This is a genomic window from Cupriavidus sp. OTU4054 (genome assembly GCF_038440175.1).
In the GTDB taxonomy this organism is placed as follows: Bacteria; Pseudomonadota; Gammaproteobacteria; order Burkholderiales; family Burkholderiaceae; genus Cupriavidus; species Cupriavidus pauculus_D.
Map to the genome: position 1 here is coordinate 25543 of NZ_JASATF010000041.1, position 22936 is coordinate 48478.

Below are 22936 nucleotides of genomic sequence, written 5' to 3' on the forward strand. Positions count from 1 at the left end.
ATGTTTGCCGAGCTAGATCCGGTGATACTGGCGCGAATCCAGTTCGCCGCCAATATCACCTTCCATATCCTCTTCCCCACGATCAGTATCTCCCTCGCGTGGGTCCTGCTGTTCTTCAAGCTCCGCTACGGCAAGACCGGCGATGAAAGCTGGATGGACGCCTACCGCCTCTGGGTCAAGGTGTTCGCGCTGACCTTCGCGCTCGGCGTCGTCAGCGGCATCACCATGAGCTTCCAGTTCGGCACGAACTGGCCTGGCTATATGGAGACGGTCGGCAATATCGCGGGACCGCTGCTCGCCTACGAAGTCCTTACCGCCTTCTTCCTCGAAGCCACCTTCCTCGGCATCATGCTGTTCGGCATGCATCGCGTCAGCAACCGCATGCATACCATCGCCACGCTGCTCGTCGCGGGCGGCACCACGCTGTCGGCGTTCTGGATCCTCGCGCTGAACTCGTGGATGCAAACCCCCGCCGGCTTCGAGATGATCGACGGCCGCGCGCATGCGACCAGCTGGTTCGAGATCATCTTCAATCCGTCGTTCCCGTACCGCCTCGTACATATGCTGCTCGCGTCCGGACTGACCGTCGCGTTCCTGCTGGCCGGACTCTCGGCATACCGCTGGCTCCGCGGCGATCGCGGCCGCGACACGCTCGCCGCGATGCGCACGGGCGTGATGCTCGGCGCCATCCTCATTCCGCTGCAGATCGTGGCGGGCGACCTGCATGGCCTGAACACGCTGCACCACCAGCCCGCGAAGATCGCCGCGATGGAGGGGATCTGGAAGACCGAGAAGGGCGCGCCCGCCGTGCTGTTCGGCATTCCCAACGCGACCACGCGCAGCAACGACTACGAGATCGCCATTCCCAAGCTTGCCTCGATCTACCTCGCGCATGATCCCGAAGGCGAGATCAAGGGCATCGACGCGTTCGGCGACAAGCACCCGCCCGTGGCACCGATGTTCTACGCGTTCCGCGTGATGGTCGGCATCGGCCTGCTGATGCTCGCCGTATCGTGGGTGGCCGCATGGCAGTTCCGCAAGCGCGGCGCGCCCGCGCCGTGGATGGCGCGCGCCCTCGTGGCGATGACGTTCTCCGGATGGATCGGCCTGATCGCCGGCTGGTACGTGACCGAGATCGGCCGCCAGCCCTACCTCGTCTACGGTGTGCTCACGACAGCGCAAGCCGCCTCGAAGGTGCCCGCAACGATGATCGGCTCCACACTCGCGATGTACCTCGCGCTCTATCTCTCGCTGCTGGCCGCCTATATCAGCGTGGTGTTCCATCTTGCGCGCAAGGCCGGAAAGAGCGCTGGGCCCGACTCACGAATCATGACGCCCCAGCCCGTCATCCTCACGCCTGCAAGGAGCGCGCAATGACCCCCGATCTGTCCCAACCCGCGGGCTGGCTCCCGCTCGTTTTCCTCGGCCTGATGGCGCTGTCGATGCTGATCTACGTGATTCTCGACGGCTACGACCTCGGCGTCGGCGTGCTGCTGCGCCGCGCGGACGACGCCGACAAGGACACGATGATCGCGTCGATCGGTCCCTTCTGGGATGCCAACGAAACCTGGCTCGTGCTCGGCGTGGGCCTGCTGCTGACCGCGTTTCCGATCGCGCATGGCGCCATCCTCACGCATCTGTACCTGCCCGTGGCATCCATGCTCGCCGGCCTGATCCTGCGCGGCGTGGCGTTCGACTTCCGCGTGAAGGCGCGCGATCCGCACAAGCCGTGGTGGAATCGCGCGTTCTATGCAGGCTCGCTGCTCGCGAGCTTCTCGCAGGGCCTGATGCTGGGTCTCTATATCACCGGCTTCCGCTATGACTGGCCTCACCTGCTGTTCGCGATCGCCGTGGGCCTGTGCCTCGTGGCCGGCTACTGCGCGCTGGGCGCGGGCTGGCTTGTCATGAAGACCACGGGCAGCCTGCAGAAGCGCGCGACCTACTGGGCCCGCCGCAGCCTGTGGCTGACCGGCGTGGGCGTGACCGCGATCTCGGTGGTCACACCGCTGGTGAGCGATCGCATCTTCGACAAGTGGTTCTCGCTGCCGAACATCATCCTGCTCGCACCGATTCCACTGGCGACCGTCGCCATCTTCGTCGTGCTCGACCGTCTGCTGCGACGCCTCCCCGCCATGCAGGCGGCCGGTAACGACCGCTGGTGCTGGGTGCCGTTTGCCGGCACGGCCGCGATTTTCCTGATGGCGTTCAACGGCCTCGCCTACAGCCTCTTCCCGTACCTCGTCGTCGATCAGATCGATATCTGGCAGGCGGCCAGCGCGCCGGAGTCGCTTGGCGTGATCCTGATCGGGGCAGTCATCGTGCTCCCCACGATCCTCGGCTACACGGCCTACGCGTACCGTGTGTTCTGGGGCAAGGCCACGGATCTGCGTTACTACTGATCCCCCTCGCCTCCCGCATTAGTTTTTGCCTATCACCGCGATAGGCAAAATTTTCTTCACTTATCTGATGCATCAGCTATTGTTGCATCAACCAGTTGGAGCACCGCATGGACCATTACACGAAGGACAACTTTCAGATGACGAAGAGCGTGGGCTTTCAGCTCAACCGCGCGCGCAATTCGTTGGTCATGGAACTTGACGGCGCGTTGCAGGAACTGGACATCACGGCTCAGCAGATCGGCATTCTGCTGGGACTGACGCACGGGGTGGCGAGTACGCCCTACGAACTCTGCAAGATCCTGGCAATCGACACCGGCCTGATGACCCGCATGCTCGACAAGCTCGAGAAGCGCGGCCTGCTGGCGCGTAGCCGAAGCCTGGAGGACCGGCGCGTGGTCAATCTCACGATTACCGACAAGGGTCGTGAAGTGGCCGCTCGCATTCCGGATATCGTCCCGCCAGTGCTGAATCACCGGCTGCGCGACTTCACCCCTGCCGAGTTCGACGAGTTCCTGCGCCTGCTCAACAAATTCAATAACGCCTGAGGGCGGTTTTTCTTTCGCCCATTACCTGATAGGTCAGAAAATGATGAATCAGCATCGGCCACGGACATCACGCGTCTCGCGTCTGCTGGCCCCCGCCCTCACGATGGTCGCCGCGGCCGTACTGGCCGGCTGCGCCAACTACGCTGGCATCCATAGCGACAAGCAGATGGCCGAGCCGGCGCAGCTCGCCGCCACCGAAAGCCTGCCCGCGCAGCAGGGGCGCTGGCCCGCCGCGGACTGGGCCGACCAGTTCGGCGACGCGCAGCTCCGGTCGCTGCTCGATGAAGCGATGGAAGGGAGCCCGACGCTCGATATCGCCCGGGCTCGCGTCGATGCGGCGCGCGCCATGAGCGAGAGCGCGAATGCCAACACATTGCCGCGCGTCGGCGCCGGCTATTCGTGGTCGCGCCAGCGGCTCAGCGAGAACGCGCTGATTCCGCCGGGCTTCGGCGGTTCGTGGATCTCGGAGAACAAGGCCGTCCTCGACGCCTCGTACGAGCTCGACCTCTGGGGCAAGAATCGCGAGGCGCTGAAGGCCGCCGTGTCGTCGGTCCGCGCGAGCGAGGCCGACGCCGAACAGGTGCGGCTGACGCTGACCAACGCCATCGCTCGCGCCTATAACGAACTGGCCCGGCTCTATACGCTGCGCGATATCGCGAGCGACGAGGTCGTGCAGCGCCAGGACGTGCTGCGCGTCACCAACGGTCGCGTCACGATGGGCCTCGAAACCGAAGTGGAAAAGCGCACCGCCGAGGCGGACCTCGCCACGGCCGAAGCGGCGCTGTCCGCGCTCGACGGTTCCATCCGCCGTACGCGCTATCAGCTGGGCGCGCTGCTCGGCAAGGGGCCCGATCGCGGCCTCGCGATCGCCAGGCCCGCGCTCGGCGCCGGCGCGGAAGTGCGCCTGCCCGACAACCTGCCCGCGGACCTGCTGTCCCGCCGCCCCGACATCGTGGCCGCGCGGTGGCGCGTCGATGCCACGCTGCACGATATCAAGGTGGCCAAGGCCGAGTTCTATCCGGACATCAACCTGTCCGCGGCGATCGGCCTCGATGCCATCGGCTGGGGCCGCTTCCTGCGCGCGGCCAGCCGTACGGCTTCCGCGGGCCCTGCCATCCATCTGCCGATCTTCGATGGCGGCGCATTGCGCGCGCAGCTCAAGGGCCGATACGCGGACTTCGACTATGCCGTGGCCAACTACAACGAGACGCTGATCAACGCGCTCACGGATGTGGCCACGCAGCTGTCGGATATCCAGTCCATCGACGCGCAGATCGTCAATGCCGAGCGTAGCGATACCGCCGCGCAACGCGCGCAGAAGCTCGCCATCGCGCAGTACAAGGCTGGCCTGACGACGCAGCTCACCGTACTCAACGCCACGACCAACGCGCTCGCGAGCAGCCAGAACGTCGCCAACCTGCGCATGGCGCGCCGCGACCGTCAGATCGCGCTGGCGTCCGCGCTCGGCGGGGGCTTTACCGATGCTTCCGACTCGATCCGGCAGGCAGCCGTCACGCAATAAATCCGAACACAGGTGTCATCATGAACGCAGAGAACAAAACCGAAACCACGGCGATCAAGTCCTCCGAAACGGCGACCGCCAACGTCAATCCCTCGGCAGGCAAGCGCAAGAAGCTGCTGGCCGCGCTCGGCCTCGTCAGCGCGCTTGCCGCGATCGGCTACGGCACGTACTACTACACCGTCGCGCGCTTCCACGAAGAAACCGACGACGCCTACGTCAATGGCAACCTCGTGCAGATCACGCCGCAGGTCACCGGTACGGTGGTCACCGTGAACGCCGACGATACGCAGGTGGTCAAGGCCGGCGAGCCGCTGGTCACGCTCGACCCCGCCGACGCGCGCATCGCGCTGGCGAATGCGGAGGCCTCGCTCGGCCAGACCGTACGCCAGGTCAGCGCGCTATACGTCAACAACAATGTACTGGCCGCCACCGTGCGCCAGCGCGAAGCCGACCTGTCGCGCGCACAGTCCGATCTGCGCCGCCGCACCGAAGTCACCGAGACCGGTGCGGTCTCCGCGGAAGACGTCGCGCATGCCCGCGATGCGGTGAAGATTGCGGCAGCCGCGCTCGATACCGCGCGCCAGCAACTTACCGCCAACCACGCGCTGACGGATCGCAGCAACGTGGCCGAGCACCCGAGCGTGCAGGCCGCCGCCGCGAAGGTCCGCGATGCCTGGCTCGCCAACGCGCGCAACACGCTGCCCGCACCCGTCACGGGGTACGTCGCGCGCCGTTCGGTGCAGGTGGGCCAGCGCGTGGCGCCGGGCAATCCGATGATGGCCGTCGTGCCGCTCGACGGCGTGTGGGTCGATGCGAACTTCAAGGAAGTCCAGCTGCGCCATCTGCGCATCGGGCAACCGGTGGAACTGCGTGCCGATGTCTATGGCAGCAAGGTGACGTACCACGGCAAGGTGGTGGGTTTTGCCGCCGGCACGGGCAGCGCGTTCTCGGCGCTGCCCGCGCAGAACGCCACCGGCAACTGGATCAAGGTCGTGCAGCGCCTGCCGGTGCGCATCGAACTCGATCCGGCCGAGTTGCGCGCGCATCCGCTGCAGATCGGCCTGTCGATGCTCGTCGATGTGGACACCAAGGGGACCGGCGCGGAGCTCGGCACGGCCAACACCGCGTACCGCACGCGCTATGCCACGGAAGTGTTCGAGCGCCAGGGCGAAGAAGCCGATCGCGAGATCGCGCGGATCATCGCGCAGAACGGCTCGCAAGGCTGACGCACCAGTCCCCCATCGGAGCGCATCATGTCCTCTCAGGCACCGACCACCCCGCCACCGCTGACCGGCACCCGTCTGCTGCTCGGCAGCTTCGCGGTCGCGCTGGCCACCTTCATGAACGTGCTGGACTCGTCGATCGCGAACGTCGCGATTCCGACGATTTCCGGCAACCTCGGCGTGTCCGTCGACGAGGGGACATGGGTGATCACGCTGTTCGCGGCCGCCAACGCCGTGTCGATTCCCCTCACCGGCTGGCTGACGCAGCGCATCGGCCAGGTGCGGTTGTTCGTCGGCGCCCTGCTGATGTTCGTACTGTCGTCATGGCTGTGCGGCATCGCGCCGAACCTCACCATCCTGCTGGCCGCGCGTATCCTGCAGGGCGCGGTAGCCGGACCGCTGATCCCCCTCTCGCAGGCCCTGCTGCTCGGCTCGTTCCCCAAGGACAAGAGTTCGTCCGCGCTCGCGTTGTGGGCGATGACCGCAACAGTGGGTCCGATTGCCGGCCCCGCGCTCGGCGGCTGGATCACGGACAGCTATTCGTGGTCGTGGATCTTCTATATCAACGTGCCGGTCGGCCTGTTCGCGGCCGCGGTCACGTGGGCCGTCTATCGCGACCGCGAGTCGAAGACGCGCAAGCTGCCGATCGACCTCGTCGGCCTCGCCTCGCTGGTCACCTGGGTCGGCGCGCTGCAGATCATGCTCGACAAGGGCAAGGATCTGGACTGGTTCAACTCGCCCGTGATCGTCACGCTTGGCGTGGTGGCGCTGCTTGGCTTTGTCTTCTTCCTTATCTGGGAGTTGACCGAGCCCAATCCGATCGTCGATCTTCGCCTGTTCAAGGGCCGCAACTTCCTGGCGGGCACGGTGGCGATCTCGGTCGGCTACGCGGTGTTCTTCGCGAACCTCGTGGTGCTGCCGCAGTGGATGCAGCAGTACCTCGCCTATCCCGCCGTCAATGCGGGACTGGTGACCGCACCGCTCGGCATCTTCGCGGTGATCCTCGCGCCGGTGGTCGGCAAGTTCCTGCCGAAGGCGGAATTGCGCGTGCTCGCCACGCTGTCGTTCCTCGGCTTCGCGGCCGTGTTTTTCATGCGGTCCAACTACACCACAGGCGTCGATACCTTCACGCTCGTGCTGCCGACCTTGCTGCAGGGCATTCCGATGGCGCTGTTCTTCGTGCCGCTGACCGCGATCATCCTGTCGGGCCTGTCGCCGGACAAGATTCCCGCGGCGGCCGGCTTGTCGAACTTCGCGCGCGTGTTCTGCGGCGCGGTAGGAACGTCGCTGGCCACCACAGGCTGGAACAACCGCTCCATCCTGCATCACGCGCAGCTGGCCGAGCAGGCAAACCCGAACAACCCGACCTATGTGGCCGCGATCGATGGCATCCAGCGCACGCTGAATTTCTCGCCGGACCAGGCCATCGCGTTCTTCGAGCGCAGCCTGAACACGCAGGCCGTGATGCTGGGGCTCAACGATATCTTCTGGATCTCGAGCCTGACGTTCGTGGTGATCATTCCGCTGATCTGGTTCACGCGTCCCGCGCGTAACGGTGGCGGTGCGGCGGCCGCCGCGGGCGCGCACTGAGGACAGCCTGGCGGCGCGCGTAGTATGCTGCCGCCATGGATGTCAACACGCGCCCCAACCGTCTGATCTCGCGCCTGCGCAACCATGCGGGCGCGCAGGTTCGCGCGATCACGCGCAGCAATTCGGGGCTCACGCTCGACTACGACAACCCGCCCGGCGACCCCGGACTCTTCGGACCCGATGCGGTTTGCTGGCGCGTGCATGCCGATTTCCCCGCGATGCTTGCCGGCGGTGTGAGTGCATTGCTGCTGCAGGCGCTGCATCCGCTGGCCCTCTCCGGCGTCTGGGATCACTCGACGTTTCGCGTCGATATGCAGGGGCGCCTCGGGCGCACCGCGCAGTTCATCGCTGGCACCACGTACGGTAACCGCGCCGATGCGATGCGGTTGATCGAACGTGTGCGCCGCATCCATGCGGGCATTCGCGGCACCGCGCCCGATGGGCGGCCCTACGCGGCAGACGATCCGGCGTTGCTGACGTGGGTCCATGTGGCCGAGGTGTCGAGCTTCATGGCCGGTTACCTGCGCTATGTCGGGCCGCTTTCCGCCGCCGAGCAGGATCGCTACTTTGCGGAGGAGGCGCGCATCGCGGCGCTGCTGGGGGCACCCGATGTGCCGGCCTCGCGCGCGGCCATCGATGCCTATCTTGCCGCGCAGCGGCCTTTTCTGGTGGCGAGCGAGCGGACGCACGAGGTGGTGCGGCTCGTGATGTCGATGCCCGTTCCGCGACGGCAGTTGCTGCCGGCTGTACGGGTGATGACCGATGCGGGGGTGGCGTTGCTGCCCGCGTGGGCGCGGGAGATGTTGCGGCTTGACGGTGCGTCGCTGCGGCGGCCGATTTCGCTTGCGGCGATGCGGGTGCTGGCGCCTACGATGCGGTGGACGCTGGGGGCCGGGTTAGCGGCGCGGGCGCGCCGGCGGGCGCTGATGCCCTCTCCCGACGGAGAGGGCGCCGACCCGCGATAGCGCAACGCGCGTTACTCCGCTGCGGCAGCCGCCGCCTTGGCCGCTTCCGCCGGGCTGCCGCGCAGCGCCACTTCCTTGAGTCGCATGACGAGGAACGGCGAGATCAGCGAAACCGCCGCGCTCAGCAGGAACAGCGTGCGGAACGCGTGTTCCGCCGCCGCGCGGACGGCGGCCGCGTCGGCCTGGTCGGCGCCGCCCAGCGCCCGGCGGAACATGCTCATCAGCACATCCTCGCCCGCATGCCCCGTCGACATCGCCACGCCGCTATGCCGCAGCAGCGCGATGAGCACCGTGGTCAGCACCGCCACGCCGACCGCGCCGCCCAGCAGGCGCGAGAACGCGGTGAGCGCCGTCGCGATGCCCATCTGCTGTTGCGGCACCGCGTTCTGCGTCGCCACGAGGCCACTCGGGAATTGAAGGCCGAGCGACAGGCCAAGCACCACCATCACCAGCAGGCTCGGCAGCACATCGTGCACGGGCACGAACGCCAGCCCGACGATCGCGATCGGCGCGACGACCGAGCCCGTCATCTGCAGCGGCTTGTAGCGCCCCGTCCACGACATCATGCGCCCGGCGATAAACGCGCCGAACGGAATCGCAAGCGTCAGCGGCACCAGACGCAGCGCCGCGATATCGGCGGGCGCGCCGCCCACCACCTGGAACCGCAGCGGCAGCAGCACCGACATCGCGATCAGTTGGAAGAAGCACAGGAACAGCGTCGTGCAGCAAATGGCCACGGTCGGCACGGCAAGCAGATCGAGCGGGATCACCGGATCGGTCGCGCGGCGCTCCTGCCAGACGAAGATCGCGAGCCCCAGCAGACCCGCGAGCAACAGGCCGATCGACTCGGCTTCGAGCGGCGAATGCCCCTGCCCGAGGCGCGTGAGGAAGACGAGCACACCGGTGAGACCGCCGCCGAACAGCAACGCGCCCGGATAGTCGATGCGATGGCGCCGGCCGCTGACCGGCAGATGGCGCAGCGTGCGCCGCACGACGACCAGCGCAATCAGCGCGAGCGGCAGATTGATCCAGAAGATCCAGCGCCACGACAGCCAGTGCGCGAGGTAACCGCCGATAACGGGACCCGCCATGCTGGCCACGGCCCACACGCCGCTGACATAGCCCTGATACCGGCCGCGCTCGCGCAGCGGCACCACGTCGCCGATGGTCGCCTGCGATACCGAGATCAGGCCGCCACCCCCGAGCCCCTGCAGGATGCGCGCGAGAATCAGCATCGGCATCGACGTCGCCATCGCGCAGAACACCGATGCGAGCGTGAACAGGATGATCGAGAAACTGAGCACGGCGCGCCGGCCGAGCACGTCGGAAAGCTTGCCGTAGATCGGCGTCACCACCGTGGAGGCGACGAGGTAGGCCGAAATCACCCACGCCATGTCGTCGAAACCGTTGAGCTGCAGCGCAATATCGGGCAGCACGACCGCGACGATCGATTGCTCGAGCGCGCCCAGCAGGATGGCGAGCATCAGGCCGAACAGCACCTGCATGACGGGCACCTGTGGCAATGGCGCCTGTGTGGCGGAAGCAGCGGCAGCGGAGACTGCACTGTCTCGGGCGGGGGAGGAGGAAGACATGGAGCGCGGCAGACGGCGGCGCTCGGGGCTCATGGATGTGCCGATGTGCGGCACGGGCCCTCGTTGGCCTTGTCTGCTCTTGTGATCAAGGAGAACCGCCATTGTAGGCGAGTTCTCCTTCGGCGCGCATGTCCGCTTTCTTTCAGAAAGTTTCCCACTCGCCGGCGCCGGCGGTCGCGAGCGCGGGGCTCGCGGCCGGGCGGGCATGGCCCGGACGGCGCGCGGGCTGCAATACCGGCTCGCGGCGCTGACGCTCCACCGGACCGCGCGCTTTGGCCGGTGTCGCCGGCGTGCGCGTGGGCAGCACGGAAGCCTGCGGCTTGCGCGTCACCGGCGGGCGGACCGCTGCGGGGACGGCGGGTTCGCGCGTGGCGCGCGGTGCCGGGGCGGCCGTCGGTTGCGCGGGGCGCTTCGTCTCGGCAGGCGCCGGGCGCGCCGCAGCCGGAGCGGCCGCCGCGTTCACCGGGCGCGAGATGGCGCGCACGCGCGTGGCGGGCGCCGTCGTCGCGGACGAGGCAGCGGGCTCGCGCACGACTGCGGGAGTCGGCGAAGGCAAGGCGCGTCCGGTGCGAGCCGCGGACGAGGTGGACGCGGACGCGAGGGCGGGCAGGCGCGATGGCAGCGCGCGTGCGGAAGGTGCGGAAGGTGCGGCAAGGGCGGGCACTGCGGCATGGGCGATGGCTGCGCGGCTCGTCGCGGCACCCTGCGTGCCGCCGATATCGAACTTGGCGACTTCGGTCACCAGCCCCTGCGCCTGCTGCAGCAGGCTTTCGGCGGCCGCCGCGGCCTCTTCGACGAGCGCCGCGTTCTGCTGCGTCACGCCTTCCATCTGGGTAATGGCCAGGCTCACCTGCTCGATGCCGGCCGACTGCTCCTGGCTCGCCGCGGTGATCTCGCCCATGATGTCCGTCACGCGGCGGACCGCGCCGACGATATCGTCCATGGTCCTGCCCGCCTGCTCCACCTGCTTCGCGCCGTCCTGCACCTGCCGGACCGACCCGTTGATCAGTTCGCCGATTTCCTTCGCCGCCGCGGACGACCGCCGCGCCAGCGTGCGCACTTCCGCCGCCACGACCGAGAAGCCCCGGCCCTGCTCGCCCGCGCGCGCCGCTTCCACGGCCGCGTTGAGCGCAAGAATATTGGTCTGGAACGCAATGCCCTCGATCACCCCGATGATCTCGGTCACGCGCTGCGACGACTTCGAGATGCCGTCCATCGTCTCCACCACGCCGCGCACGGCACGGCCGCCCTGGCTGGCCACGTCGGATGCCTTCACCGCGAGCTGGTTGGCCTGGCGCGCGTTCTCGGCGTTCTGACGCACCGTCGAGGTCAGCTGCTCCATCGATGCAGCGGTCTGTTCGAGCGAGGCCGCCTGCTCTTCCGTACGCTGGGACAAATCCGTGTTGCCGGTGCTGATCTCGCGCGCGGCGGTGTCGATCGAGCCCGCCGCCTGCTGAATGCCATGCACAAGGCTGCGCAATTGACCGAAGGCCCCTTCGAGCGCGCCGAGCATGCGGCCCATTTCGTCCTGGCTGCGCACCTCGATCGTATGGCCGAGCCGGCCGGCCGACAGCGCCTCGGCCGCGTCCAGCGCGTGCCGGGCGGGCCGCGTGATGGAGCGCGTGATGGCCATGCCGAGCATGGCAGCGACCACCGCGGCCACGATGGCCAGGCCAATCAGCACGTCACGTGTGAGCTCGTACCGCTCGCTTGCGGTACCGACGGCGGAGATCGCCATCTTGCGGCCCGATGCCGAGAGTTCGTCGAGCTTCTCGAAATACGGCACCTGCGCCGGACCCAGCCCGTTGGCGAGACCGCTTCGCGCGCCGTCGAAGTCGCTGGCCCGCAGTTGCTGGATCACGGCATCGAGCTGCTTGTTATAGCCTTCGCGCGCCTGCGTCAGCGAGTCCAGCATCGCCTTGCGATCGGGATGGCCCGACTGCTCGAGCAGCTTGCTGAATTCCCCGAGCGTGCGCGCCACGTCCTCGCGCACGGCGACGATGCGCTCGGCATTGCGCGTGACGATCGCCGGATCCTGCGACAGTGCGGCGTCGCGCACCAGCATGCCGATCTGTTGCGCGTCGCCCTTGACGCGATTGAGGTCCAGCACGCGCAGCAGACGCTGCTCGACGGCCGTATGCATGGCGTCGTTCATGCCATGGAGCGACGACACGCCCACTGCCGCCACGGCGGCCAGCAACACGACCACCAGCAGAAATGCCAGGGACAGCCTTGTCCCGATGCCTGTATTTCGCAAGCCCATCACCGTTCCCCTTCTCTCTTGTTCGCTTTGGTTTGGCAGGAGCGGCGTATCACCCCCGGCAGTTCAGGCCATGCGGGGGGACGCACGGAGGCCCTAACGGCGTGGCCGGAAGGCGACTTGAGGCGGAATTTGAAATGACGGGTAAAACACTGGCAGTTCGGCAAATTGACCCGCTGCCGGGTGGCGTCTAATAGCTCCCGTGCACTCTGAAGGATATGGAGCGACGCGGGCTCGCCAAAAAAAGAAGCCCACGCGCGGGGTGCTCGTAGGCTTTCAGGACTGCTGTAGAAGAACCGGACTTTTGGCTCAGGCCACGAATATAAACCCGCTTACATGAGGTGTAAATCGACCTTCTATCAGGGAAACCCCTGATGGTGGGTGTAAGTGGCAAGTGAATTTCTTCACTAAAAACATTCGAAGGCATCACTTTTGGCGCTGCCGAGAGATAACGGCAGCATCTTCACAAACCTTAAGTCTTTGGTTTGTGCCGATCGCGATTCTTTTGGCAAGTCTGTAACTCTCAATCCGAGAGTTACCTCAACCTCACAATTTTCACAACGATATTGTTAGAGCAAACGCTCTAGCCGATGGTCAGCGCTCGCTCTCGTCACGATTTGTAAAACTTTGTTACCCTTTGGCCTGAAGTATTCCCCTTCTCTTCTGGCAGCGCCCGATAAACAAGGCGACTGCGGGATCTCCCGCGCCGGTACCGAGAGTGAATGTTTCATCCCTCGTATCGTCGTCAGCCGCCAGATCCCTTGTGGGCTCTTCCGGAGAAGTTGTGAAGCAGGAAAAAAAGGCCTCCAGACCCAGTCGCAAACTACAGCACCTGCAATTTGCGGCCCACAGCGCCAGTCGCGTTCCGGTCATCGTCCACTTGTCGAACGGCACACGCCTCACGGGCGTGGTCATCGCTTCGGACAATTACATGCTGCTGCTCGGGCAAGATCTCGACGATCCGACGCCCGTGCTGGTGTACAAGCGCGCCGTCACGGTGGTGACGCCGGCCGGCCCCGAGGGCGAGGCCGTGGTGCCGGACGCGGAAACCTCGCCGGATTTCGTGCGCCTGTTCGTACCGCGCACCCGCAAGCGCCGCTGAGCACAACTCTAGTAAAAGTCACACTAAAGCTTCCCCACCGCTGGTCGATAACCCTTGCAACGGAGGCACTCTACCCCTGCTCCAGCAGGCAGCCAACGTTACGGCACCCGCCGGAATGCCTAAAACATTGCAAATAGGAGTCGTACCATGGCGCAAGTCATCAACACCAACATTCTGTCTCTGCAAACGCAGAGCAACCTGAACACCTCGCAAGCTTCGCTGAACAGCGCGATCCAACGCCTGTCGTCGGGTCTGCGCATCAACAGCGCAAAGGACGACGCCGCTGGCCAAGCCATCGCCAACCGCTTCACCGCCAACATCCGCGGCCTGACGCAAGCTTCGCGTAACGCCAACGACGGTATCTCGATCGCTCAAACGACCGAAGGCGCGCTGACCGAAGTCAACAACAACCTGCAACGTGTCCGTGAACTGTCGGTGCAAGCCGCCAACGGCACGAACTCGGGTTCGGACCTGAAGTCGATCCAGGACGAAATCAAGCAGCGTCTGGCTGAAATCGACCGCGTGTCGTCGCAAACCCAGTTCAACGGTGTGAAGGTTCTGGCCAAGAACCAGAACATGACGATCCAGGTTGGCGCGAACGACGCTGAAACCATCACGATCGGTCTGCAGCAAATCACGTCGAAGACCCTGGGCATCTCGGGCTTCAGCGTTGCTGGCCCGCAAGGCACGACCGGCACGATCGCCAACGGTACCGCTGTTACCGCCATCTTCGGCAACGGCGCAACCGGCACCAGCGCAACCGGCGTGTCGGCTGCCGACATCCAGCGCGCTCTGGGCCTGAACACCTCGTCGGCTATCAACGCCCAAGACCTGGTGCAAGACTCGAAGGGCAACCTGTTCGTTCGCGTGAGCATGACCGGCCTGACCGCCGCCGACGACACGGCTCTGTCGGCCAAGGGCTTCGCTGGCAACGGCACGGCTACCTCGACGACGATGTACATCGCCGTCAAGGCAAGCGACGCCGTGAACAACGGTACGACCGCTGGCTTCACGATCAACGGTGCAGCGCTGACGTCCTCGGACTTCCAGCAAACCGCTACGACGAACCCGCTGGCCACGATGGACGCCGCACTGTCCACGGTGGACAACCTGCGTTCGGCCCTGGGTGCTGTGCAGAACCGGTTCGAATCGACGATCAACAACCTGAGCACGACGGTGAACAACCTGTCGGCTTCGCGTTCGCGCATCGAAGACGCTGACTACGCAACGGAAGTGTCGAACATGACCCGCGCGCAGATCCTGCAACAAGCTGGTACGTCGGTGCTGTCGCAAGCCAACCAGACGACCCAGAACGTGCTGTCGCTGCTGCGTTAATCACGCCGCAGGAAAGGCCGGGCCGCAAGGCCCGGCCTTTTTGCCGGAATGTTTTGCAGGCAGACCGCTGCCTGCAAAGCGTTTCAACAGGACACTGACCCGAGCCTTTTCGGACGGAGAAAGACCATGGCACACCCTAATACCGTTTCGATGCCCCCGGCGCAGGTCGCCGCGCATCCCGCCACCAGCCAGGCGCCAGCGCCGGCCGGCGCGGCCAAACTGCCCGGCGAGCCGCAACGCGCGGCGGACCCCGCTGCCCCGTCTTTCTCCAGGAACTCCGATTCGTCCTCCGACACCACCGGTGCCGTGCAGGAGCTCGTCGATGTTCTCAAGACGACGTCGATCGGCCTGCGATTCGAGATCGACGACAAGACGCACCGCGTCATCACCAAGGTGATCGACAAGGACACGGGCGAGGTCATCCGGCAAATGCCGAACGAGGAAGTCCTGCGCGTCGCCCGCGCGATCGACAAGTTGCAGGGTCTGTTTGTCAGTCACGCCGTGTAGAACGGCATCCAGTTGAAGAAAAAAACAAGGTAAAAAACATGGCAGGAATCTCCAACATCGGTGTCGGTTCGGGTCTGAATCTGCAGGATCTGCTCACGTCGTTGCAGACCAACGAGAATCTGGCGCTTACGCCCATCCAGGATCAGGCCACCGCCTATCAGGCGAAGCTGTCGGCTTACGGCAAGATCAAGAACGCACTGGATGCGTACCAGGCGGCAGCAAAGAACCTGACGAATCCGAAGACCTTCTCCGTGGTGAAGGCGGCCGTCAGCAACGGCATCCTGACCCCCACGACGAGCACCGACTCCGTGCCGGGCAGCTACGCCATCAAGATCACGAAGCTCGCACAGGCGCAGACGCTGGCCTCGGCGGGTCAGGCCAGCCAGACCACGGCGATCGGCGGCGGCACCATTACGTTCGATTTCGGCAAGGACCTTGCCACCGGCGGCGCGCCGACCAGCACCAAGACGGTCACCATCGGTTCCGACACGTCGCTGCAGGGCATCCGCGATTCGATCAACAAGGCCGACGTCGGCGTGAAGGCCAGCATCGTCAATGACGGTTCGGGCACGCCCTATCGTCTGGTGCTGACGTCCGCCAAGACCGGCGAAGACATGTCCATGCGCGTGAGCGCCAGCGACAGCGCGGTCAGCAACGTCCTCGCATTCGATCCGACGCAAGCGACGCAGCCGAACGGCATGCAGGAAAAGATCAAGGCCGGCAACGCCGCCCTCACGGTCAACGGCATCGACATCGTCAGCCAGGAAAACACCGTCAAGGACGCCGTACCGGGCACCACGCTCGCGTTGACCGCAACCGGCGACACCACGCTGACCACGACGCAGGACAACGACGCCATCAAGAAGGCCGTCACGGACTTCGTGAGCGCCTACAACGCACTGCTGACGGAGGCCGCGACGCAGACGGCGTTCGACACCAGCGCCAACAAGCCTGGCGATCCTTCGAGCTCGTCGCCGCTGACTGGCGATGCCACGCTGCGCAACATCCAGACCAGCCTGCGCTCGATGCTCAATGCCGGCCTGCCCGATGGCAAGGGTGGCACGCTGTCGCTGTCGCAACTGGGTATCTCGTTCGACCTCGACACGTCCAACAAGGGTCAGAACTACGGCAAGCTCAAAGTCAACGACGACAAGCTCGACGCCGCGATCCGCGACAACGCTTCGGGCATGTCCGCATTCTTCGGCGGCGTGAACGGCAGCAAGGGCCTGGGCAACACGATTTCGGACTATGTTGATGGCCTCAACGCCGATGGCGGCGCACTGAATGCCGTGACCACCGGTCTGACCGACTCGCTCAAGGACCTGAACGACAAGTACACCCAGACCCAGGACCGCATCCAGACGACCATGGACCGCTACAAGGCTCAGTTCACGGCACTCGATGCACTGGTCGCCCAGCTGAACCAGACCAAGTCCTACCTGACGCAACAGTTCGCGTCGCTGTCCAGCAGCAACAAGTAACACTTTCGGAGATCGCCATGTTCGCGCGCCAAGGTATCAACGCTTACGCCCAGGTCGGTGTCCAGACCGGCGTCATGAACGCGAGCCCGCACAAGCTCATCGTCATGCTGTACGACGGTGCCCGCTCGGCCATCGCGCGCGCAAAGTTCCACATGGAGAACGGCGAAACGGAAGCGCGCGGCAACGCGATCTCCAAGGCAATCAATATCATCGACAACGGTCTCAGAGCCGTGCTGGATCATGAGGCAGGCGGAGACATCTCCGCCAACCTCGAGTCTCTCTACGAATACATGACGCGCCGGCTCCTGCTGGCAAATCTGCGCAACGACGCCACCCTGCTGGATGAAGTCGATGCACTGCTCGAGAACCTGGCCTCGGCGTGGGCCGCCATAGGCGACCCCGCGGCATCCGAAACCCAGCAGCCCTCCTTGGCAACCGAGGCTCAGCCTGCGCTGCAAGAATCCTGAAATGCTGTCTATGTCCCCTATCGTTCGTAGCTATGAAGAGCTGCTGTTGCTCTCCGAGCAAATGCTCGAAGCCGCGCGTGCCGGAAACTGGGACGCGATGAGCGAACTGCAGCAGGTCTACCTGGCCGAGGTCGAGCGCCTGCGCCAGCTGGACCATGCCGTGCCCTTTTCCGACAACGAGCGCCTGCGTCGCTTCCAGTTGCTCGAGCGCATTCTGGCGTTCGATGCGCGCATCCGCGATCTCACGATGCCGCGCCTCGCGCAACTGGGTAGCCTGCTCAACAACTCGCGCACGCAGATGAGCCTGCACCGCGCGTACGGCGCAGTAGTCTAGACGTCCCGCCCCTTACCCGAGGGGCGACGGTCGCGCCCCGCGTTTCCTGATACGTGCCCATGACCGGCGTTCATCTGCCTCCCAGCCTTCTTCCCGGGCACACTCCCGATCCGCAGCTGACGCGGCCATCCCTGACGATCGACAGGCTTGCCGCGCTGATGCCGGCGCCCGAGGTCACGCAGGGCGACGTGCAGTCGTCCACGGGCGGCGCGCTGCCGACACGTCAGCCGAATGGCGTCGCAGCGGGCGCCGGCAATCTGGCGAACGCTGCCCAGACCACATCCACGCGCGAGACGCTCAGCTTCGCGGCGCGCGCCATCCTGGACGTGATGGGCAACGCCGACTCCGTTCCCATGCGCGCGGCATCGCCGCTGTTGCCTTCCGCGCCCGCCGCCGGCACCGCACCCGCATCCGCAGCCGCGATGGCAAACGGACTGGCCGCACTGGTTGGCGAGAGCGGCCTGTTCTACGAGTCGCACCTCGAACAATGGGTCAGCGGCATGCGCCCCTTGACCTCGCTGCTGGCGGAACCGCAGGGCCCGCTGCGCCAGCCGGTCGCACCCGGTAGCCAGCCGCCGGCGAACGCCGCACCGCAGCCGAGCCCGGGCCCGGTCGCCATGCTGCCCTACAGCGGCCCCGCAACGCCTCCGTCACCACAGAGCAACCCGGCCGCCACGCTGGCGGAACTGACGCGCCCTGTCGTCTTCCCGCCTGCCAGTACGCATGGCGCCCCGATTCCCGTCAACGCCGCCTCCCACGACGCAGTGGCCGCGGAAGTCCTGCGCGCGAACAACCGTATCCGCCAGTCGTCACCGGGAGGCGCAAGTCCGGCGGGGACAGTCGGCGACGAACGCCGCGCGGCGCAGGCCAGCGCGGCAGCACAGGCGTATCAGGCGACGGCGGAGGTCTCGCACGACGGCTATCACATCGCGCGGGCACAGCGCGAGGCCGCCATCGCCAACTGGAACACGCCCGACCCGACCCCTTCTTCCACCGACACGGGGCCGCCCGTGCATCCCGCGACCGAAGGCGTGGTGCGCCAGCAGCTGGAACTGCTGGCAACGCAGCAGTTCCGCTTTGCGGTCGATGCATGGCCAGGCATGCCCGTCGATTGGGAAGTCACGCGCCATGAAGGCGGACAACAACGCGAGGGCGCGGCGGAAGGGACGGCACAATGGAGCACGCGCGTGCGGCTGTCGCTGCCACAACTCGGCAATGTCGAGGCCGTGCTCACGCTGGGCGCGCGCGGGCTGGAAGCGCGGCTGCTCACCCATGACGACAGCGCCGCCGCGCGCCTCGTCGAGACGCGGGATACCTTCCGGCAGCAACTGGAAGCCCGAGGTATCGCGCTCTTGAACCTGCAGGTCCAGACCGCGGAAGTGGCGGACGGAGCGGCAGCATGAGCCACCAGAACAACCCGGACCACAGCGCCGATCGCAACGCCGCCGTAGCGCTGGCCTATGCCGCGAGGGACAACGCGCCCCGAGTCGTGGCCAAGGGATACGGCGTATCCGCCGAAGCCATCATTGCGCGCGCGCGGGAGGCCGGCGTCTACGTGCACGGCTCGCCCGCGCTCGTGAATCTGCTCATGCAGATCGACATGGACAGCCAGATTCCGCCGCAACTGTATGTCGCGGTGGCGGAACTGCTGACGTGGCTCCATCAGGTCGAGGCCGCTTCGGACTCGCCCGCGCCGATCCCCGCCCTCCCCTGAGAACGTTGCCTGGCGCGTGTTCCCAGCCAGGAGACGAACTCGCCACGCGGTACGAAATAGCGCCAATTTAGTCCCGTGTTCGGGCCAATGGCGCGCATTCCCCTTTGTTAAGGTTTTAGCATCGGCCAACCCATAAAGCTCTGGGTGGCAATGTGCCTAAACAAAGCAGAATGCCATGAATAAAAACGTCTCGATGAGCCCCGCGCAGCGCCTCATCCAGCAGGCCTGGGCGGCCCACGCATCCGGCAGATTCGCGGAGGCCATCAAGCTTGCGGGGACTGCCAAGCGCAGTGGCGCCAGCCTCGCGGACGCGAGCTACATCGAAGCCGTCGCGATGTCCGGACTGGGCCGCAATGCGGAGGCCAAGGCGCTGGGCGAAGCCAGCCTGAAGCGCTTTCCCAACCATGCCGGGTTTCTCGGCATGCTGGGCACGCTGGAGCTCCAGCTCGAGAATTTCGACGTCGCGGCAAAGCTGCTGAAAAGCAGTCTGGACCTGCAACCCGAGGTCGGCCATCTGTGGCAGGCCTATGGCGCGGCGATGTTCGCGCTCGGTCATTACAACGACGCGCGAATCGCCGGCGAGCGTGCCGTGGCGCTGCTGCCGAACGACCCCGCCGTGGTCGGCAACTACGCGAGCGCGCTGCGGGAATCGGGCGCCACCATGGAGGCGATTCCGGTGATGCGCCAGGCCTGCGCGCTGGATCCCCTGCAGCGCATCAACCGCTCGAACCTGCTGTTTACGATTCTCTACGACGAGACCATCGGCGCCGAGCAGCTGCGGCGAGAAGCCACCGACTGGGCGGAAACGCTGGCCCGCATGCCGATCGACGGAAAACTGCCCGAATTGAGCGGCAGCGATGGCGACAAGATTCGCATCGGCATCCTCTCGAACGACTTGCGCCGCCATGCGGTCGCCTACTTCCTGATTCCCCTGATCGCGAACATCGACCGCACCCGCTTCGAAGTGCATCTGTTCTCGCTCACGAGCGTGACCGACAACGTCACGCAGAAGATCCGCCAGTATGCGGAGAGCTTTCAGGATGTGTCGAAGCTGAAGGAGGCCGAAGTCGTCAGGCGCATCCGCGCCGCACGTTGCGACGTCATGGTGGACCTCGGTGGGTACACGGGCGCATCGCCGCTGCAATACATGGTGCACCGGCTCGCGCCGAAGCAGCTGACCTGGCTTGGATACCCGGGCACGACGGGTATGAAGGAGATCGAGTATCGCGTGACCGACTGGACGGCCGACCCCGCGGGATTCGAGCACAACTACAGCGAGAAGCTGCTGCGTGCGCCGATCTTCAGCGCGTTCCATCCGATGGTCACCAATCCGCTGTTCATCTACGAGCCGAAGTATCGCGTGTGTCCGACGCCCGCGCTGGAGAATGGCTACATCACGTTCGGCTCGTGCAATCACATCGCCAAGCTCGGCCCCAAGACCATGCGTCTGTGGAGCGCGGTACTCGCGCGCTGCCCCAACTCGCGGCTGCTGGTGGAAGCCGCGGGATGCGACCGCGAAAGCGTGCGCGAGATGTTGCGCACGCGCATGGAGCAGCACGGCATCGACACCAGCCGCGTGGATATGATTCCGCGCGATGGCGCCAATCAGTACCTCACCTACCATCGCATCGACATCGCACTGGACACCGCGCCGGTCACCGGCGGCACCACCACCTGCGATGCGATCTGGATGGGCGTGCCCGTCGTCACCTTCGCGGGTGACACGTTCCATCAGCGCGTGTCCACCCCGTTCCTGCGCGCGGCCGGCCTCGACGAACTCATCTGCGAAACCGAGGAGCGCTACATCGAAGTGGCATGCGCGCTCGCGTCCGATATCGCGCAGCTGGACGGCATTCGCCAGTCGATTCGCCCGCGTGCCGAGAAAAGCGAGATGTTCGACGCCCCCCGCTTCGCCACCTGGTTCGAGGACGAGGTGACCGAGATGGTCAGGGAATTCAAGCCCACCTCCCACGAACGCGTGGCGCGCAGGGAAGGCGTGTTCTTTGGCGGTACATGGTATCCGGCGGAAGACCTCGTGCTGTCGGTCGCCGCGCATCTGCATCTGCGCGAATACGGCCCGCTGCGCAACGTGCTGGAGAACCTGACGTCCACCTGGTATCGCCACTGGATGATCGCGTACGGGCTCGCCGAGATCAAATACGCGGAAGGCAAGCACGAAGAGGCCATCGAGCTGCTGGTGGAGGCCATCGGCATGCGTCCGTACGCATTGCCCCTGTACCGCAAGCTTGGCATCTGGATGGACGAGCAGGGCCTCGACAAATCGGCACTGGCCCAACTGCTGGACGACCAGTTCGGCCTGGCGCTGGAAACGCTGGAAGCTTCGGCGGTACCCGACGTGTTCGAGATCCTTGGCATCACCATCGAGCGCATCGACAACAACGTGGCGGAGGAAGCAACCGCATGAAAGCCGTGATCCTCGCCGGTGGCCTTGGCACCCGCATCTCCGAAGAGTCGCACCTGCGCCCCAAACCGATGATCGAGATCGGCGGCAAGCCGATTCTCTGGCACATCATGAAGATGTACTCGGCGCACGGCGTGAACGAGTTCGTCATCTGCCTCGGCTACAAGGGCTACGTCATCAAGGAGTACTTCGCCAACTACTTCCTGCACATGTCCGACGTGACGTTCGATATGCGCGAGAACCGCATGGCCGTGCATCACCGCAAGGCCGAGCCGTGGAGCGTGACGCTCGTGGACACCGGCGAGGACTCCATGACCGGCGGACGCCTGCGCCGCGTGCGCGAATACCTGGAACCCGGCGAAGCGTTCTGCTTCACCTACGGGGACGGAGTTTCCGACATCGACATCAGCCGCGAAATCGCATTCCACCGCTCGCATGGCCGCCAGGCGACCGTTGCCGCCGTGCAGCCGCCGGGCCGTTACGGTGCGCTGGAGCGGACCGGCCATGATCTCGTCAGCGGTTTCACCGAGAAGCCGCGCGGCGATGGCGCATGGATCAATGGCGGCTTCTTCGTGCTGCAGCCCGAGGTGATCGACCTGATCGAGAGCGATGGCATCTCGTGGGAAGAAGCGCCGATGCGCGAGCTGGCCGGCAGCGGGCAGATGGCGGCGTTCGAACATACGGGGTTCTGGCAGCCCATGGACACGCTGCGCGAGAAGAATCTTCTCGAAGACCTCTGGCAATCGGGCAAGGCACCGTGGAAGATCTGGTAACGACGCCGGGCCCCGCGAACGTCTTCGCGGCCTATCGCGGGCGACGCGTTTTCATCACGGGCCACACCGGCTTCAAGGGCGCGTGGCTGGCCCTGCTGCTCGCGCGCTTCGAGGCGCAGGTGAGCGGCTATGCGCTCGCGCCCAATACCGAGCCGAGCCTGTTCCATGCGGCCGACGTCAGGTCGGCACTGGAGCGCCATACGATCGCCGATGTGCGCGACGCGGGCGCGCTCTCGCAGGCCATGCGGGACGCACAGCCCGAGATCGTGCTGCACCTTGCCGCGCAGCCGCTCGTGCGCGCGAGTTATCGCGATCCCGCGCAGACGTGGTCCACCAACGTCATGGGCACCGTGAACCTGCTCGATGCCGTGCGCGCCTGTCCGTCGGTGCGCGCCGTCATCGTGGTCACCACCGACAAGTGCTACGACAACAAGGAATGGCTCTGGGGCTATCGCGAGACCGATGCGCTCGGCGGTCACGACCCCTACAGCGCCAGCAAGGCAGGCACTGAACTGGTCGCGGCCAGCTATCGCAAGTCGTTTCTGGCCGAACGCGGCGTGCTGCTTGCCACCGCGCGCGCCGGCAACGTGATCGGCGGCGGCGACTGGTCCGAAGACAGGCTGATTCCCGACGCGGCCCGCGCCACTGCCGCGGGGGGGGCGGGGGGGGGGCGCCGCCCCCCCCCCGCGCCCCGCCGCCCGCCCC

At 65.8% G+C, this 22936-nt stretch carries 20 protein-coding genes; 18 read left to right on the forward strand and 2 right to left on the reverse strand.

The genetic code is table 11. The annotated features are described in order from the left end of the window. The 7 genes from AAHB16_RS30315 (at position 1) to AAHB16_RS30345 (ending at position 8244) form a co-directional block, all read left to right on the forward strand. Positions 1 to 1377: a cytochrome ubiquinol oxidase subunit I gene (locus AAHB16_RS30315; protein ID WP_150376462.1), complete on the forward strand. Its 1377-nt coding sequence runs from the start codon at positions 1 to 3 to the stop codon at positions 1375 to 1377. Then, positions 1374 to 2399: a cytochrome d ubiquinol oxidase subunit II gene (locus AAHB16_RS30320; protein ID WP_150376460.1), complete on the forward strand. Its 1026-nt coding sequence runs from the start codon at positions 1374 to 1376 to the stop codon at positions 2397 to 2399. Before AAHB16_RS30315 ends, AAHB16_RS30320 begins: the two co-directional genes overlap by 4 nt. A 107-nt stretch (positions 2400 to 2506) precedes the next feature. Then, on the forward strand, positions 2507 to 2944 hold the full coding sequence (locus AAHB16_RS30325) for a MarR family winged helix-turn-helix transcriptional regulator (protein WP_150376458.1): 438 nt from the start codon (positions 2507 to 2509) through the stop codon (positions 2942 to 2944). A gap of 43 nt (positions 2945 to 2987) precedes the next feature. Next, positions 2988 to 4466, forward strand: a complete 1479-nt coding sequence (locus AAHB16_RS30330) for an efflux transporter outer membrane subunit (protein ID WP_446718151.1) — start codon at positions 2988 to 2990, stop codon at positions 4464 to 4466. Between the two features lie 20 nt (positions 4467 to 4486). Continuing rightward, complete coding sequence (locus AAHB16_RS30335) at positions 4487 to 5692, forward strand: HlyD family secretion protein (RefSeq protein ID WP_342052726.1); 1206 nt, start codon at positions 4487 to 4489, stop codon at positions 5690 to 5692. Positions 5693 to 5719: 27 nt separating this feature from the next. Continuing rightward, positions 5720 to 7279 (forward strand): DHA2 family efflux MFS transporter permease subunit, encoded by a 1560-nt coding sequence (locus AAHB16_RS30340; protein ID WP_150376452.1) that lies wholly within the window; start codon positions 5720 to 5722, stop codon positions 7277 to 7279. A gap of 35 nt (positions 7280 to 7314) precedes the next feature. After that, complete coding sequence (locus AAHB16_RS30345; protein WP_150376449.1) at positions 7315 to 8244, forward strand: oxygenase MpaB family protein; 930 nt, start codon at positions 7315 to 7317, stop codon at positions 8242 to 8244. Between the two features lie 11 nt (positions 8245 to 8255). Here AAHB16_RS30345 and AAHB16_RS30350 read toward each other — a convergent pair whose 3' ends face one another. Beyond that, on the reverse strand, positions 8256 to 9749 hold the full coding sequence (locus AAHB16_RS30350; RefSeq protein ID WP_150377510.1) for an MDR family MFS transporter: 1494 nt from the start codon (positions 9747 to 9749) through the stop codon (positions 8256 to 8258). A gap of 229 nt (positions 9750 to 9978) precedes the next feature. Then, positions 9979 to 12099 carry a methyl-accepting chemotaxis protein gene (locus tag AAHB16_RS30355; RefSeq protein ID WP_342052727.1) on the reverse strand — a complete coding sequence of 707 codons (2121 nt, stop codon included), beginning with the start codon at positions 12097 to 12099 and terminating at the stop codon, positions 9979 to 9981. Between the two features lie 781 nt (positions 12100 to 12880). Between AAHB16_RS30355 and AAHB16_RS30360 the strand changes: the two genes are divergently transcribed. The 11 genes from AAHB16_RS30360 to rfbG all read left to right on the forward strand — a co-directional run. Further along, positions 12881 to 13198, forward strand: a complete 318-nt coding sequence (locus AAHB16_RS30360; protein ID WP_150376445.1) for an RNA chaperone Hfq — start codon at positions 12881 to 12883, stop codon at positions 13196 to 13198. A gap of 147 nt (positions 13199 to 13345) precedes the next feature. Then, positions 13346 to 14533, forward strand: a complete 1188-nt coding sequence (locus AAHB16_RS30365) for a FliC/FljB family flagellin (protein ID WP_150376443.1) — start codon at positions 13346 to 13348, stop codon at positions 14531 to 14533. Positions 14534 to 14659: 126 nt separating this feature from the next. Continuing rightward, positions 14660 to 15040 (forward strand): flagellar protein FlaG, encoded by a 381-nt coding sequence (locus AAHB16_RS30370; protein WP_223851608.1) that lies wholly within the window; start codon positions 14660 to 14662, stop codon positions 15038 to 15040. 38 nt (positions 15041 to 15078) lie between these two features. Then, positions 15079 to 16521 carry a flagellar filament capping protein FliD gene (gene fliD / locus AAHB16_RS30375; protein WP_150376441.1) on the forward strand — a complete coding sequence of 481 codons (1443 nt, stop codon included), beginning with the start codon at positions 15079 to 15081 and terminating at the stop codon, positions 16519 to 16521. 17 nt (positions 16522 to 16538) lie between these two features. Further along, on the forward strand, positions 16539 to 16988 hold the full coding sequence (gene fliS, locus AAHB16_RS30380; RefSeq protein WP_150376438.1) for a flagellar export chaperone FliS: 450 nt from the start codon (positions 16539 to 16541) through the stop codon (positions 16986 to 16988). A gap of 1 nt (position 16989) precedes the next feature. Beyond that, positions 16990 to 17322 carry a flagellar protein FliT gene (locus tag AAHB16_RS30385; protein WP_150376436.1) on the forward strand — a complete coding sequence of 111 codons (333 nt, stop codon included), beginning with the start codon at positions 16990 to 16992 and terminating at the stop codon, positions 17320 to 17322. 59 nt (positions 17323 to 17381) lie between these two features. Beyond that, positions 17382 to 18725, forward strand: coding sequence for a flagellar hook-length control protein FliK (fliK, locus tag AAHB16_RS30390; protein ID WP_342052728.1), 1344 nt, complete (start codon positions 17382 to 17384; stop codon positions 18723 to 18725). Then, the gene (locus AAHB16_RS30395) at positions 18722 to 19036 is read left to right on the forward strand and encodes an EscU/YscU/HrcU family type III secretion system export apparatus switch protein (protein WP_150376432.1); all 315 of its coding nucleotides are present in this window, start codon (positions 18722 to 18724) and stop codon (positions 19034 to 19036) included. Before fliK ends, AAHB16_RS30395 begins: the two co-directional genes overlap by 4 nt. A gap of 175 nt (positions 19037 to 19211) precedes the next feature. Further along, positions 19212 to 21461 carry an O-linked N-acetylglucosamine transferase, SPINDLY family protein gene (locus tag AAHB16_RS30400; protein WP_150376430.1) on the forward strand — a complete coding sequence of 750 codons (2250 nt, stop codon included), beginning with the start codon at positions 19212 to 19214 and terminating at the stop codon, positions 21459 to 21461. Next, positions 21458 to 22231, forward strand: a complete 774-nt coding sequence (gene rfbF / locus AAHB16_RS30405; protein ID WP_150376428.1) for a glucose-1-phosphate cytidylyltransferase — start codon at positions 21458 to 21460, stop codon at positions 22229 to 22231. The genes AAHB16_RS30400 and rfbF overlap by 4 nt, the downstream gene beginning before the upstream one ends. Continuing rightward, positions 22216 to 22936, forward strand: a 721-nt coding sequence (gene rfbG, locus AAHB16_RS30410) for a CDP-glucose 4,6-dehydratase (RefSeq protein WP_342052729.1), incomplete at its 3' end; no start/stop codon positions are given. The genes rfbF and rfbG, both read left to right, overlap by 16 nt.